Source organism: Microbacterium maritypicum MF109, assembly GCF_000455825.1.
GTDB classification, from domain to species: domain Bacteria; phylum Actinomycetota; class Actinomycetes; order Actinomycetales; family Microbacteriaceae; genus Microbacterium; species Microbacterium maritypicum_A.
In genome coordinates, this window is the sequence record NZ_ATAO01000250.1 from 98,038 (window position 1) to 112,380 (window position 14,343).

Below are 14,343 nucleotides of genomic sequence, written 5' to 3' on the forward strand. Positions count from 1 at the left end.
CTGCCGGACGCGGTCAGCGTGGGCGGGCTGTGGTGGTTGTGGTGAGTCCGATGCCGTCCGTCTCGCGAACGGCGGGGCTCACGACCCGGCTCAGGGCGATGAGGGCGGCGCCGGACAACGCGATGATGGCCAAGATGATGAGTCCTGCGTTGTCGCCGAAAGTGGCGTCGGCCCAGTTCTTGAGAATCGGCGCGAGGAAGCCGCCGAGACTGCCGAGCGAGTTGATGAGCGCGATGCCGCTCGCCGCGGCAGCTCCGAGGAGGAACGAGGTCGGCAGCGTCCAGAACACCGGCTGCACCGAGATGAATCCCGCGGCGCCGACGCTCAGAGCCGCCAGCGCGATGAGCGGATCCTGGATCACGGCGGACAGGACGATCCCGACCCCCGCGGCGGCGAGTGCGCACGTCGCGATGAGGCGACGCTGGCCGGTGCTGTCCGCGAGCCGGGAGAGCATGAAGGTGACGATGAGCGCGAACGTCCATGGCACGGCTGTCAGCAGGCCCACCTCGAGGCCGACGGGTTTGCCGACGATCGTGGCGATCTGAGTGGGCAGGTAGAAGGTCACGCCGTAGACGCTCATCTGGATCGTCAGGTAGATCGCGGCGAAGTAGAGCACGATCGGGTTCCCGAGCGCGCGCAGAGCGCCCCGTGGCGAGTGGTTCTCCTTGGCGGAATCCTCTGCCTCGAGGGCGGCCAGCAGGCTCGAGCGCTCGCTTTCACGCAGCCACTTCGCGTCCTTCGGGCCGTTATCGAGGTAGAAGAAGGCGACGACGCCGACGAGCACGGTGAGGATGCCGGTCACCAGGAACATCAGCTGCCAGCCGTGGATGCCGACCTTGTCGTCCAGGTCGAGCAGCATGCCGGACAGCGGTCCACCGAAGATGAACGCGAGAGGTGCGCCGAAGTAGAAGAGTCCATTGACGCGCGCGCGGAACTGCAGCGGTACCCAATACGTGAGGAACAGGATGACACCGGGGAAGAACCCGGCCTCGGTGATGCCGAGGAGAACCCGCAGCCCGTAGAAGATCCACTCGTTCGTGGCGAACACCATCAATGAGGACACGATGCCCCAGGAGATCATGATGCGAGCGAGCCAGATCTTGGCTCCGACCTTGCGCATGATGAGGTTCGACGGCACCTCGAAGAGGGCATAGCCGAGGAAGAAGATGCCGGCGCCGAGGGCGTAGGCGGCATCCGAGATCCCGGTATCGGCTTGCCAGGCCGCCTTGGCGAATCCGAGGTTGGCTCGGTCGAGGAAGGCGAGGATGTACATCAGGAGCAGGATCGGGATCAGCCGGAGCGTGACCTTGCGGACGATGGCGGCCAGTTCGGGCCGCACGGAGGACGGGGTGGACATCAGGGCATCTCCATTGACGAGGGAATCCATCTCGTTCACGTATATGAACGAGATGTCTCAGACCTGAACGCGCGATAGTGTGGCACACGTTCGCGTCGGACACAACGCAGCCATCGAGGGAGATATGACGGACACCGCGCAGGCCCCCCTTGCCGTGAAATCCGCCGGTCGGGCTCTGGAGATCATCGAGCACCTTGCGACGACCGAGGGTCAGACCTTCCCTGCGCTCCTCGCTGAACTGGGATTGCCGCGGTCGAGCGCGCATGGGCTGCTCCGCACGCTGGTCGCCGCGGGGTGGGTCGAATACGACGTGTCGAGCAAGCGGTACTCGCTGGGGCTCAAGGCCTGGCAGATCGGGCAGCGATACGACGGGCACAGTCTGCTTCTCGAATCGGGGCCAGCGCTCATGCGTGCGCTCACCGACGAGACGGGAGAAACCGTGCAGATGGCGCGGCTGGACGGCGTGGAGAACGTCTATATCGCGATCAGTCCTTCGCCGAACCCCATGCGCCTGGCGTCGAGTGTGGGCATGCGCCTCCATGCGCACGCAACCGGCATCGGGAAGGCTCTGCTGAGCACGCTCGGCGACGACGACGTGATCCACCGCCTGCATCAGGTCGCGATCCCGCGGCTCACGGCCCGGACGATCACCGACCCCGACGACATCCTCGCCGTCATCGAGAAAGGGCGTGATGTGGGCTACTTCGTGGATGATGAGGAGTTCATCGAGGGCTGCAGATGCGTGGCGATGCCGCTGACGTGGCCCGAGGAGACGGGCGTCGCCGCTGCGGTGAGCATCACGATGCCGACCAGTCGCACTGACGAACGATGGCCGCACTCGATGGTGGAACCTCTTCGACGTACCGTGCTGCGCATTCGAACCGGGATGCGCCTCCACGGTCTCGCTCCCGGCAACTAGGCTGAACCCGTGCTTCTCAGCGACCGCGACATCAAGGCAGAACTCGCATCCGGCCGCATCGGCCTCGAACCGCGCGAAGACGGGATGATCCAGCCGTCGAGCATCGACGTGCGCTTGGACCGGTACTTCCGGCTGTTCGACAACCACAAGTATCCGTTCATCGATCCTTCGGTCGACCAGCCGGAGCTCACGCGCCTGATCGAGGTCGACCCCGACGAGCCGTTCATCCTGCACCCCGGCGAGTTCGCGCTCGGGGCGACGTTCGAGCAGGTCACGCTGCCCGACGACATCGCGGCACGTCTCGAGGGCAAGTCGTCCCTCGGGCGCCTCGGGCTCATCACCCACTCGACCGCGGGGTTCATCGACCCGGGGTTCACCGGGCACGTCACGCTCGAACTCGCGAACGTCGCGACCCTTCCCATCAAGCTGTGGCCGGGGATGAAGATCGGCCAGCTCTGCTTCTTCCGCCTCACCTCGCCCGCTGAGAACCCGTACGGCTCCGGCCCCTACGGAAACCGGTACCAGGGTCAGCGCGGACCGACCGCCTCCCGGTCGTTCCAGAACTTCCATCGGACGGATGTCGGCACGACCGACATCGGAGCAGTCGGAGGCTGAGATGAGCGATGTCAGCGGCACACCCCCGGAAGAGCCGGTCGTCCCGGACGAGCCGGGCGCCCTCCCGGACGAGCCGCTGATCCCGCCCGCCGACGTCGTCATCCCGCCGCCCCCACCCGAGATCCCGATCCCGGAGGGTCTGCTGACCCCGCCACCCGCGGACATCCCCTCCGACGTATCCGCGTCCGACGCGGTGATCCCGCCGCCTCCGCCCGCGACGCGTCGTGGTTCCGACCGTCCGCGTCCGACTCCGGCCATCCTCGAGGGGGAGCCGCCCGCCGCGGTCGCCGACGACTGGGCGCTGCCCTCCGTCGCCCCGGAGGTTCCGACATCGGGCGGCTACCGCGTGCTCACTGTCGTGATCTTCGCCTTCCTGTTCTTGCTCTTCGTCGCCGCGATCATCGTGGGCGTATACCTGCTGAACACCACGACCTTCCCATTCGCGGGCGCAGACGTCGCCGGTGTCGATCTCGCGGCATCGATCTCGTTCGCGTCGATCGCGTAGGCGTCGCCTGAGGTTCAGGCCCGCTTCGGCAGCTGCCGGCGCCGGAGGGCCGCCGACGCCACGGCGACCAGAGTGCCCACAGCCACGCCGATCACGGTCTCGATCGCGCGGTCCTGCAGCAGCATGTCGACCGGTGTCGGCGCGGCGAGGTGCACCATGAGCAGTGCGAGCGGGGTGATGAACACCATCGCGATGCCGTAGTTGCGGCCGACGAACAGTTCGGCGGCGGCCTGCAGCACGACCACGAGGGCGATGACGGCGAGCGGCGGCAGGTCGATGGCGAGGATGCCTGCTGCGACCAGGACGCCGAGCAGGGTGCCGACGAGGCGCTGGATGCCGCGGATCACCCGGGCATTCAGCTGCGGCCCGCTGACCGCGGCGACCGCGCCGACGGCCGCCCAGTACCAGTGCGAATCCATGATCAGCAGACCGGCGAAGCCCGCACCCACGATCGCGATGCCGACCGACACCGCCATCTCCCCGGCGATGGGACCGACAGGCTGCCGGGCTTTCAGCGCCACATCCGCGGTGCTGCGCGTGAAGATGCCGACCAGCGCGGTGATGGCCAGCCCGAACAGCACGCTCGGCCCGCCGACCACGAGCACGTCGCCGAACGAGGCGGCGGTGGCCGGGATCGTGGCGCACGCCCCGACCGCGAACACCGGGAACAGCGGCCCCGGCGGATGCCACCGCATCGTGTAGGCGAGCAGGGTGACGGCGGAGGCGATGACCGCGACGACGAGGATGCTGACCGCGGCGGGAGCGGTGAGCACCGACAGCGCGGTACCGATGAGCATCGAGGCGAGGATCACACCACCCGCGCTGGCCTGCATCCGAATGCGATCACGGAACACGTCGTGGCGCCCGTAGAGCGCGGCGAAGGCCCCGAAGCTCGCGTAGATGCTCAGGTCGAGGCGTCCCAGCATCCACAGCACGAGCAGCGGCACCGCCACACTGACCGCGGCGCGCAGCGCCACCCGGTGGTCACCGCGGTGCGGTTCGACGCGCAGAACGCCGGTCCACACTCTTCCCCGGGAATCCGCCACCGATCCAGCCTACGTCGCCCTCGGAATCCTTCGACGCGGTCAGGGGGTATGCGCCCGTGACAAGGGCGACGACCGCATCGAGCGTGGCATCCGCCGACAGCACCCGCGTGTGGCCGAGACCCTCGGTGCGGACGAGGCGCGAGCGGTCGCCGTGGACATCGTGCAACCGGAGGGAATCGTGGTCGGGCATGCGCCGGTCGTCACGGTCGTGCACGACGAGGAGTGCGGTGCCGGCAGGGAGCGGATGACGGGCGGCGTCATAGCGCGCTGACACCTCGGACCGATCCATGCCGAGCCTCCGACGGAACCGCTCGGAGAGGCGCGCCGTCGTGGCGTCGTCGAGGCGGAGGTCGTCGGCGAACCGGGCGACGAAGGCGTCGGGACTCGCGGCTCCGGCGATCGCGACGACCGCCGGAGTGGGAACGGTCGACCGCGCGATGGTCAGTGCGGCCAAGGCGCCGAGCGAGTGTCCGATGATCGCGTCGAACGGTCCGTGGTCGGTCTGCAGCTGCTCGGCGGCATCGATCCAGTCCCGGATGTCGGTGCCCCGCCCGGGCGAGGCGCCGTGGGCCGGGGCGTCGAACGCGATGACACGGAACCCTTCGGCGACGAGCTCTCGCACGAGCGGTGCGAACTGCGAGGCCCGCCCGCGCCATCCGTGCAGGAGCAGGAGGGTTCGTGGCCCGGCGCCCCATTCGTACGTGGCGACGTCGACGCCGCGCACGGTGATTCCTCCGCGGCGCGCGTCGGCGTGGGTGGGGGCATCCGCCTCGCGCACCGCCATCCGCGGAGTCGTCGTGAAGAACAGGCGGTAGGCGATGTCGCCCGCGATCCGGGGCGAGACCGCGGCGGCGGTATGGATGCTGCGGGCGAGCAGCGCGGGAACGGACGGCATGAGAGCTCCTTCGCCAGAACAATACGAACGATCATACGTATATTAGGCGAACGATCGTTCGTATACTAGGCGGATGGTGGAGAGTGCGGTCGTGGACGGGCGGAGAGCCCGCGGTGATGCGTCGCGACGTATCGTGCTGCAGAGCGCGACCGACCTCGCGTCGGTCGAGGGCCTCGACGGGCTGACGATCGGCCGCCTCGCCGAAGCCTCGGGGTCGAGCAAGAGCAGCATCGCCACACTCTTTCAGAGCAAAGAGGGACTGCAGCTGGCGACGGTCGCCGCTGCCCGCGAGATCTTCACGGCCCGGATCGTCGAGCCGGCGCGCGCATACCCCCGCGGGGTGCACCGACTCGCCGCGCTGCTGCGCAACTCGCTGACGTACTCGAAGGACCGTGTCTTCACCGGCGGGTGCTTCTTCGCCGCGACCGCCGCCGACGTCGACTCGAAATCCGGACCGGTGAGCGATGCCGTACGCGCGGCGCTGGTCGACTGGTACGGCTATGTCGAGGCGCAGCTGCGTCACGCGGCGGACGCGGGCGAGGTCGACTCCGACCCCGAGGTGCTCGCGTTCGAGCTGGTCGCCCTGAACGAAGAGGCCAACTCGCGCTCACTGCTGTTGGACGACGCGCGACCGTATGCGCTCGCCGCCGCGGCGATGCGTGCCCGGCTGCGCGCGGCGGGTGCCGACGAGTCGGCCATCGCTCTGCTCGAGCTCTGAGGACGCGAAACGCCCCACCCGATGGGTCGGGTGAGGCGCTTCGCGGACGTTCTTCTCGCGGTCAGGCGTCGCGACCGCGGGTGAAGCCCGCGTCGAATCCGCGCTCGAACGCGTGCTGAGCGATGCGCTCCGCACGGTGCGGACCGTGTCCGCGGTGTCCGCGGTGTCCGTGGTCGCCGTGGTCGCCGTGACCCGGGTGTCCGTGTCCGCGACCGCGGTGACCGGCGCCGGGCTCGCCGTGGCGGCATCCGTGCTCGGCATCCGCATCCGCGCCGAAGCCGTGTCCGGGGCCGAATCCGCGCCCGAACGGGCGTCCGAATCCGCGCGGGAAACCGCGTCCGTGGCGCGGGCCGCCGAAGCCGTGTCGGCGTTCGCGGGGGAGAGGGGTCTCCTCGTCCCATCCGAATGCGCGGGCGATCTTCTCGAGCGACGCCAGCGTGGTGGCCATCTCCTCGGGGGAGACGGCATCGCTGACCTTCGCGCGGATCTCGTCGACGATGGCGCCGAGGCGTTCCTTCGCTGCGCGGCCGTCGTCGGTGAGCGTCCAGCCGTCTCCCTCGGGGGAGACCCAGCCGCGCTCGACGAGTCGGTGCATCTTGTGGCCGCTCAGCGGACGGTCGGATGCGACCGTGCCGTCGACGATGTTGAGGAGGCGCCAGTCGCGACGACTCGCATGCTCGCTGTCGAAGGCGGTGGCGAACTCGGCCGCCATGAGGCGGTCGGCGGCCTTCAGCCAGTAGCCGAAGGGGCGGTCGGTGTTCTCGGGGCCCTGTGCGGGCCCGTTCTGTGATTCAGAGGTGTTCATGGGAAGTCCTTTTTGTCGGTGAGTTCGATGTCAGTGTGCATGTGTATGTCACAGTGCATGTACATGTAGTGTGACATGAACTCTCAATGCATGTCAAGTCGCATGTAAAATCGAACGGTGACCACCGAATCGAACGACGCCGAATCGAACGACGCCGCACCGGATCCCGCCGAAGCCATCGCGCAGGCGTTGTCCCGCCTGCGTGGTCGGCGACCCGGCGAGCGGGGCCCCGGGGGAAGAGGAGTGGACCGCGGTCGCGGTCACGGCGGCCCCCACGGCTGGCACGGCGGCCCGCACGGTGACCGTGACGGTGGGCACGACGGCGACGATCCCCACGACCACTTCGCGCATCACCGCGGCCACCCGGGGATGCCTCCGTGGATGGCCGACCCCTCCGGCCGGCTCGGCGGCCCGGCCCGCATGCGCATGCTGGAGGCGCTGGCCGCGGCATCCGCCCCGCTGAGCGTGAGCGACCTCGGCGCCGCGATCGGGGTTGACCAGCCGCGAGCCTCACGGCTGGTGCAACAGGGTGTGGAGCGAGGGTTCGTGCGCCGCGAGGCCGACCCCGACGACGCACGTCGCACGCGCATCGCCCTGACCGACGAGGGCCGACGTCTCGCCCGCGGCATGCGGGGGGAGCGTCGCGAGATGCTGACGACCGCGCTCACCTCGTTCACCGACGACGAGCGCATCGAGCTCGCCCGACTGCTGAACAAGCTCGCCGACAACTGGCAGCGCTGAGCGCAGGGCTCGGCCTGCGCTGCGGGGTCTGCCTAAGCCGAAGCGAACTCCGCCGACGGCTCGTCGTCGACCGACAGCGACAGCACAGCGGTCTCGACGGCTTCGTGCTCCTCGATCCGCTGTTCCAGATCACGCAGTCGCCGCGCCACATCGTGCTCACGCGCATCGCCGGCCAGGTCGACCTCGGCGACGATGAAGAGGCGGTTCGGCCCCACGTATTCGATGTGCAGGTAGGTCACCCGCTCGATCTGCGGCAGGCCGAGCAGCGCCTTCCCCACACGCGCCCTCAGCTCGGGTGCGGCCGTCGCGCCCACGAGGAACGCGATGTTCCGGCGGATGAGGATGATCGCCACCACGCCGAGGAGCACACCGACCAGGATCGAGCCGATGGCATCCCAGGCGGCGACGCCGGTGATCTGGTGCAGGAGGATGGCGCCTCCTGCCAGGACCAGGCCGATGAGCGCCGCCGAATCCTCGAAGAACACGGCTCGCAGCGTGGTGTCGCTCGTCTCCAACACGAAGTCCCAGGTCGACGAACCGCGCTCCTTCGCGAGTCGGCGGGACTTCACCATCGCCTGGGTGAACGACGCACCCTCGAGCATGAACGAGATCCCCAGCACGATGTAGGCCACCATCGGGCTCTCCACCGGACCGGTGTCGGAGAGCTCCTGGATGCCGTGCATGATCGACACGATCGATCCGGCCGTGAAGATCCCGAACGCGGCGATCAACGACCATACGAACGCGTTGCGCCCGTAGCCGAGCGGATGCCGCGCATCCTTCGCCTTCGCCCCACGGCGGTCGGCGATGAGGAGGAACACCTCGTTCCCCGCGTCCGCCCATGAGTGCGCCGCCTCGGCGACCATCGATGCCGACGAGGTGATGATCGCGGCGACGGTCTTCGCCACCGCGACGAGGATGTTGGCGAGGAAGGCGAGGAACACGGTCACGCGGTCAGGCTACTCCCGCCGCGCGACACGGGTCGTCAGCGCGGCGCTTTCACCGGCAGCAGGAGCAGGAAGCCCGCGATCAGGACGATCACGATGCCGAGGATGCCGAACGCCGTCTGGGCGGTGAGCACGATCAGGAGCGTCCACGCGCCGGAGGCCATCCAGCTCGCGGCCCGACCGGTCGTGGCGTACAGCCCGAAGATCTCACCCTCGCGTCCGGCCGGGGTGACCCTCGCGAGGAAGGAGCGGGCGGAGGCCTGTGCGGGACCGACGAAGGCGCAGAGGATGAGTCCGCCGATCCAGAAGACGATGGTCCCGCCGTCGCGCAGGAAGAACACGCCGAGACCGGCGACCACCATCGAGCCGAGCGACAGCAGGATGATCCGCTTGGGGCCGAACCGGTCGTCGAAGCGTCCGGCGATGATCGTGGAGATGCCCGCGATGAGGTTGGCGGCGATGCCGAAGATCACGATGTCGAGGAAGGCGAAGTGGAAGACCGTCGACCCGATCACGGCGCCGAACGCGAAGACGCCGCCCAACCCATCGCGGAACACGGCGCTCGCGAGCAGGAACCAGAACGTCGGCCGCGTCTCGGGGGAGCGGTAGAGGCCGATGACGTCCTTGACCAGCAGGCCGTAGGAGGCGAAGAAGCCGACCTTGCGCTCGGGGCGGCCGAGGGAGGGCTCCGGCACGTTCAAGAAGATCGGGATGCTGAACACGATCGCCCAGACCGCGCAGCCGACCGCGATGATGCGGAACGGCAGTCCGCCGTCGGAGGGGAGGCCGAACCAGTCCATCATGTAGAAGACGATCACGATGACCAGGGCGATGATGCCGCCGAGGTAGCCGAACCCCCAGCCGAGTCCCGAGATGCGCCCCACGGTCTTGGGGTTCGCGATGCCGATCAGCATGGCATTCGAGTTGACCGCCGCGATCTCGCCGAACACCGAGCCGGCCGAGATCAGTGCCACGCCGAGCCAGAAGAGCGTGGGGGTGGGCTCGACGAACCAGAGCCCGAACATGCACAGGATGAGCGCGCCCGTGCCTATGCCGAGCCAGAGCTTCTGCCGTCCCGCCGCGTCGGCGCGCTGACCGAGCACCGGTGCGAGGAGCAGGATCGCGAAGGCCGCGATGGTGGAGCCGAGTCCCAGGCCTGAGGTGAGATCGGCGATGGCCGCCTCGTGCGCCCGGCTGTTCGGGTCGAGGGCGGCGACGTCGGCGGGGAGGAATGCGTCGGTCGTCAGGTACAGCGCCGTGAAGATGAACGTCAGGATGACGGTGTTGAAGGGCTGCGTCGCCCAATCCCACAGCGCCCAGGAGTAGACCTGCTTCTTCGGTGCCGGCGTCTCGCCGCGCAAGTCGAGGCCGACGACGGCCACGGCGCCGCTGTTCGCGGTCGCCACGGGCTCGGGCAAGGCGCCGTGCCCCTCGGTTTCGCTCATTCTCGAAGTCTGGCGGTCCCCGGTGAACGCCCGGTGACGGCGCGCCGTACTGATATTCCGGGGTCACGCTCGTTCCGGTCGCAGCTCCTGCCGCGCGAACGCGCCGGAGGCGGCAGCAACTGCGACCGGAACGGAGGGACGGTGGGGGATGCGACTCAGTCCGTGCGGAGAGGGCGCAACGTGCGGGCGTAGTCCTCCTTGAGCACGGCGAGGTGCAGCCAGGCCTCGATGCGTGTGACTCCCGGCAGCGCGCGCAGACGCTCCAGACTGGCGTACAGGGCTCCGGCCGATGGCTCGACGAGCGTGGCCACGGCGTCGAAACGGCCGAGGGTGCGCGCGGCGAAATCCACACCGCGCCCGCGTCGCAGCTCGTCGATCACGGCTTCGTCGTCGTCGCCGAGCGTCATGCCGACGCCCATCGACAGCTGCCGGTGCGCGAGCCCGCGAGCCTCCACCGCGCTGATCTTGATCACCCCGGCGTCGATCATCCGCTGCACCCTTGTCGCGACGGCCGAGGGGGAGAGGCGCACCTCGTCGCCCAGCGCGCGGAAGCTCTTGCGCCCATCGGCCTGCAGCTGTTCGATCAGCGCCTCGTCGATCGTGTCGAGCGTGACCCCGCCGTGGTACTCCGAGACGAAGAAGCCCTTGATCACGGTCGAGTAGATGATCGTGCTGATATCGAGGACGCCGTCGATCGCGCGGATCAGGGCCAACAGGTCGTGCAGCTCCGACATCGAGCCGACGCGCACCTCGGTGACCACGTCGTGCGCCCCGCCCACCGCCGACACCAGCACGGTCTCGCTCATGTCGCGCAGGTGCTCGGCCACGAGTTCGACCGACCCGTCGGTGCGGATCGACACGTGGGCGAGCACGTGCTGGCCGAGGAAGACCGGGTCGACGGCGGCCACGACCCGCACGGTGCGGTCGGCGAGCATCGTGCGCAGCCGGGCGGCGACCGCGGCCCGGGACTGCCCGAGCCGTTGCGCGAGCGAGAGGATGCTGGCGCGGCCGTCTTCCTGCAGTGCGCGGATGAGTTCGGCGTCGAAATCCATGGTTCCGCTCATTTCGTCAGTTTCCCGCGATCGCACGCTTCGTCGTGCGCAAGTTCAGTGTAGGAGGCAGGCTTGCCATCGGGAAGGCGTGCATTGTGCGGATGCGCGATCATATATCCAGTGAATCCCCGTTATCGCTGGAGTTCTGCCCTTGCTGGCAGCGCTGCACGTCCGTAGCATCCTTCGCTATCCGACATCTTCCGCAAAGGAGCGGGCACCCCCCATGACCACTACCCCCACCAGCGGCACCCACAGCCGGGCGCGCCGCGCCGGCATCGCCGCCTTCGTCGGTACCACCATCGAGTGGTACGACTTCTACGTCTACGCGACCGCCGCGGCGCTCGTCTTCGGTCCGCTGTTCTTCCCGAGCGGCGACCGACTGGCCGAGACCGCAGCAGCCTTCGCGACCTTCGCTGTCGCCTTCCTCGTCCGCCCGCTCGGTGGCATCATCTTCGGGCACATCGGCGACAAGCTCGGCCGGCGCACGTCGCTCGTGATCACGCTGCTGATGATGGGCGCGGCCACGGTGCTCGTGGGCTGCCTGCCCACGTACGAGAACATCGGCATCCTCGCCCCGATCCTCCTCATCCTGCTCCGTGCGGTGCAGGGCCTCGCCGTCGGCGGCGAGTGGGGCGGGGCGGTGCTCATGAGCGTCGAGCACGCCCCCGAGAAGTCCAAGACCTTCTACGGCGGCTTCACGCAGCTCGGCAACCCGGCCGGTGCCCTTCTCGCCTCGGGCATCTTCGCGATCATGACCCGCATGGGCGACGACTTCATCATCAACGGAGGCTGGCGCATCCCGTTCCTGCTGTCGATCGTGCTGGTCGGCGTCGGCTTCTGGGTGCGCTACCGCGTCGAGGAGACGCCGGTCTTCGAGGCGAAGGTCGAGGGACGCAAGCAGTCGATGCCGCTGGCCTTCGCCCTGCGCACCAACTGGCGTCCGATCCTGCTCGGCATCGGCATCCTGCCGACCTCGACCGGCGGCTACTACCTGGCCACCACCTTCGCCACGGCCTACGCCACCGGCGACACGGTCGCGATCAGTGAACAGGTCATCCTCGACGCCATGACGATCGCCTCCTTCGTGGAGTTCGTCGTGACCCTCCCCGTCGCCTGGCTGGGCGACAAGTGGGGCCGCAAGAACGTCATGTACATCGGCCTGATCACCTCGGTGCTCACGTTCGTGCCGTTCCTGCTGATCCTGCCCGGACGCATCGAGCCGCTCATCTTCCTGTTCGCCTCGTTGGTGCGCATCGCGATGAGCGCGACCTATGCGCCGATCGCCGCACTGCTCTCGCAGATGTTCCGTCCGCAGGCCCGCTACACCTCGATCGCGCTGTCGTACGGCGTGGGCGCGGCTGTCTGGGCCGGCTTCTCGCCCTGGTTCGCGACGCAGCTCATCGCCTGGACCGGCAGCATCTGGTCGGTGATCGCGATGTTCATCGGCATGGCGCTCATCGCCGGGATCTGCACGCGGCTCGCGCCGCAGCACTCCGACGAGGCACCCGTGACGGCGTCCTTCACCGCACGCACGGACACGACGGCGAACCGCCTGCCCTGACGGCGCACCGACCCCGACGACGTCCCCTCCCGCACGCCACGACCGCGAACAGGTTCCCCATGAGAAAGCTCACCCCCTTCGACCGCTCGGCCCAGACGGCACCCGTCCTGCTGACCGCGCACGCGATCCACACGGCGGATGTCGCGGCCTCCACCGCCACGGCGATGCTGACCGATCGCGGGCGGATCCTCGCGATCGGCACCCTCGCCGACTGCGAGGCCGCGGCCGAGCGGGGTGGGCTCTCTCCGGAGCGCATCGACCTCGGCGACGGGGTCGTGGTCCCCGGCTTCGTCGACGCCCACGCGCATCCGCTCATGTTCGGGCAGATGATGAGCTGGGTCGACTGCGGGCCCGAGAAGGCAGGCAGCATCCCCGAGATCGTGGCCCTGCTGAAGGCCGCGGCTGCCGACCTGCCCGCGGGGCGCCCGGTGCGCGGCTACGGCTACGAGCAGCGCAACCTCGCCGAGAAGCGGCATCCCACCCGCTTCGAGCTCGACGAGGTCGCCGCCGACCGCGAGGTGTACCTCATGAACGCCTCCGGCCACGGTGGGGTCGTGAACTCGCACACCCTCACGATCAACGGCGTCGACCGCGACACCCCGAACCCCGACGGCGGTGAGTTCTTCCGCGATGCCGAGGGCGAGCTGACCGGCGAGCTGTCGGATGCCGCGTGCAACATCCTCACCGGAGTGCACGGCGTGAAGATCGGCCACCACGGTCCGAACTTCCACCTCGCCGACGAGCCCGAGGAGCACCTGCGCCAGCTGGATGCCGCGACCCAGCGGTTCCTCGCCGGCGGGGTCACCTCGATCGGCGACGCCCAGGTCACGCGCCGCGAGTTCGACATGTACCTGCGACTCGCCGAGGCCGGGCGCCTGGAGCTGCGGGTGTCGATGTACCTGCTCTCGCACCTGCTCGACGAGGCGCTCGAGATGGGGCTCGTCGGGCAGTTCGGCAACGCGCACCTGAGCTTCGCCGGCATCAAGTTCTATGCCGACGGCACGCTCGGTGGCTGGACCGCGTACTTCCCCGACGGCTACGTCGGCGACCCGTGCCGTACCGGGCAGCTCTACCACGAGCCCGCCGAGTACGCGGGGCTCATCAGCAAAGCGCACGCCGCGGGGCTGCAGACCGCCACGCACGCCCAGTCGCCTACCGCGATCGAGATGGTCGTGTCGGCGATCGAGGCCGCGCTCGCCGAGCATCCGGATGCCGACGCCCGCCACCGCATCGAGCACTGCGGCCTGCCCACGCCCGAGCAGATCGAGCGGATGGCCCTCTCCGGAATCCGTCCGGTCAACCAGACCCAGCACTACTTCAACTGGGGTGAGGGCGTGGAAGAGGCCATCGGCACCCCGGGCGAGCGCTTCAACCCGCTGGGAGAGTTCGAGCGGGCGGGTGTGCCGTTCACCATCTCGTCGGATGCTCCGGTCGCCGAGCCGATCCCGCTCGAAGCCATCCAGACCGCCGTCACCCGCGTCACCCGCCGCGGACACAAGCTCGGGCCGGACGACCTGCGGGTCTCCGCGCTCGCGGCCCTGCGCGCACACACGATCGAGGGTGCCGTATCGATCGGGCGCGAAGACGACCTGGGTTCGCTCGAAATCGGCAAGTACGCCGATTTCGTGGTGCTCTCCGGCGACCCGCTGGTCGTGCCGGCCGAGGAGATCTCGGCGATCACGGTGCGCGAGACCTGGGTCGACGGCACGCGTCGTCACCGAGTGTGAGGATGACACG

General features: G+C 68.8%; 14 protein-coding genes. 7 read left to right on the forward strand and 7 right to left on the reverse strand.

The genetic code is table 11. The features are described 5' to 3' along the window. Nucleotides 1-13: 13 nt before the first annotated feature. Nucleotides 14-1,357 (reverse strand): MFS transporter, encoded by a 1,344-nt coding sequence (locus tag L687_RS41715; RefSeq protein WP_152525991.1) that lies wholly within the window; start codon nt 1,355-1,357, stop codon nt 14-16. 124 nt (nt 1,358-1,481) lie between these two features. On the opposite strand from L687_RS41715, the gene L687_RS41045 reads away from it, so the two are divergent. From L687_RS41045 to L687_RS41055, 3 genes are read left to right on the forward strand one after another with little or no spacing between them, the layout of a single operon-like run. Continuing rightward, on the forward strand, nt 1,482-2,276 hold the full coding sequence (locus L687_RS41045; RefSeq protein ID WP_021201665.1) for an IclR family transcriptional regulator: 795 nt from the start codon (nt 1,482-1,484) through the stop codon (nt 2,274-2,276). A gap of 9 nt (nt 2,277-2,285) precedes the next feature. Then, nucleotides 2,286-2,891 carry a dCTP deaminase gene (gene dcd, locus L687_RS41050; RefSeq protein WP_021201666.1) on the forward strand — a complete coding sequence of 202 codons (606 nt, stop codon included), beginning with the start codon at nt 2,286-2,288 and terminating at the stop codon, nt 2,889-2,891. A 1-nt stretch (nt 2,892) separates the two neighbouring features. Next, nucleotides 2,893-3,396, forward strand: a complete 504-nt coding sequence (locus L687_RS41055; protein WP_040569863.1) for a hypothetical protein — start codon at nt 2,893-2,895, stop codon at nt 3,394-3,396. A 14-nt stretch (nt 3,397-3,410) separates the two neighbouring features. Here the strand turns inward: L687_RS41055 and L687_RS41060 are convergent, their stop codons facing one another. Further along, nucleotides 3,411-4,442 (reverse strand): FUSC family protein, encoded by a 1,032-nt coding sequence (locus L687_RS41060; RefSeq protein WP_040569864.1) that lies wholly within the window; start codon nt 4,440-4,442, stop codon nt 3,411-3,413. Further along, nucleotides 4,381-5,337 (reverse strand): alpha/beta fold hydrolase, encoded by a 957-nt coding sequence (locus tag L687_RS41065; protein WP_021201668.1) that lies wholly within the window; start codon nt 5,335-5,337, stop codon nt 4,381-4,383. Before L687_RS41065 ends, L687_RS41060 begins: the two co-directional genes overlap by 62 nt. A gap of 73 nt (nt 5,338-5,410) precedes the next feature. Here L687_RS41065 and L687_RS41070 point away from each other — a divergent pair, with 73 nt between their 5' ends. Next, nucleotides 5,411-6,055 (forward strand): TetR/AcrR family transcriptional regulator, encoded by a 645-nt coding sequence (locus L687_RS41070; RefSeq protein ID WP_021201669.1) that lies wholly within the window; start codon nt 5,411-5,413, stop codon nt 6,053-6,055. Nucleotides 6,056-6,116: 61 nt separating this feature from the next. On the opposite strand, the gene L687_RS41075 is transcribed toward L687_RS41070, so the two are convergent. Next, on the reverse strand, nt 6,117-6,860 hold the full coding sequence (locus L687_RS41075) for a helix-turn-helix domain-containing protein (protein ID WP_021201670.1): 744 nt from the start codon (nt 6,858-6,860) through the stop codon (nt 6,117-6,119). Between the two features lie 117 nt (nt 6,861-6,977). On the opposite strand from L687_RS41075, the gene L687_RS43200 reads away from it, so the two are divergent. Further along, nucleotides 6,978-7,601 (forward strand): MarR family winged helix-turn-helix transcriptional regulator, encoded by a 624-nt coding sequence (locus L687_RS43200; RefSeq protein WP_021201671.1) that lies wholly within the window; start codon nt 6,978-6,980, stop codon nt 7,599-7,601. Nucleotides 7,602-7,633: 32 nt separating this feature from the next. On the opposite strand, the gene L687_RS41080 is transcribed toward L687_RS43200, so the two are convergent. The 3 genes from L687_RS41080 to L687_RS41090 form a co-directional block, all read right to left on the reverse strand. Then, complete coding sequence (locus tag L687_RS41080) at nt 7,634-8,551, reverse strand: cation diffusion facilitator family transporter (RefSeq protein ID WP_021201672.1); 918 nt, start codon at nt 8,549-8,551, stop codon at nt 7,634-7,636. 35 nt (nt 8,552-8,586) lie between these two features. Then, nucleotides 8,587-9,993: an MFS transporter gene (locus L687_RS41085; RefSeq protein WP_031208369.1), complete on the reverse strand. Its 1,407-nt coding sequence runs from the start codon at nt 9,991-9,993 to the stop codon at nt 8,587-8,589. A 155-nt stretch (nt 9,994-10,148) separates the two neighbouring features. Beyond that, nucleotides 10,149-11,057 (reverse strand): Lrp/AsnC family transcriptional regulator, encoded by a 909-nt coding sequence (locus tag L687_RS41090; RefSeq protein ID WP_235045260.1) that lies wholly within the window; start codon nt 11,055-11,057, stop codon nt 10,149-10,151. A 211-nt stretch (nt 11,058-11,268) separates the two neighbouring features. On the opposite strand from L687_RS41090, the gene L687_RS41095 reads away from it, so the two are divergent. Then, nucleotides 11,269-12,606: an MFS transporter gene (locus tag L687_RS41095; RefSeq protein ID WP_021201675.1), complete on the forward strand. Its 1,338-nt coding sequence runs from the start codon at nt 11,269-11,271 to the stop codon at nt 12,604-12,606. A gap of 59 nt (nt 12,607-12,665) precedes the next feature. After that, nucleotides 12,666-14,333, forward strand: coding sequence for an amidohydrolase (locus L687_RS41100; protein ID WP_021201676.1), 1,668 nt, complete (start codon nt 12,666-12,668; stop codon nt 14,331-14,333). Nucleotides 14,334-14,343: the final 10 nt, after the last annotated feature.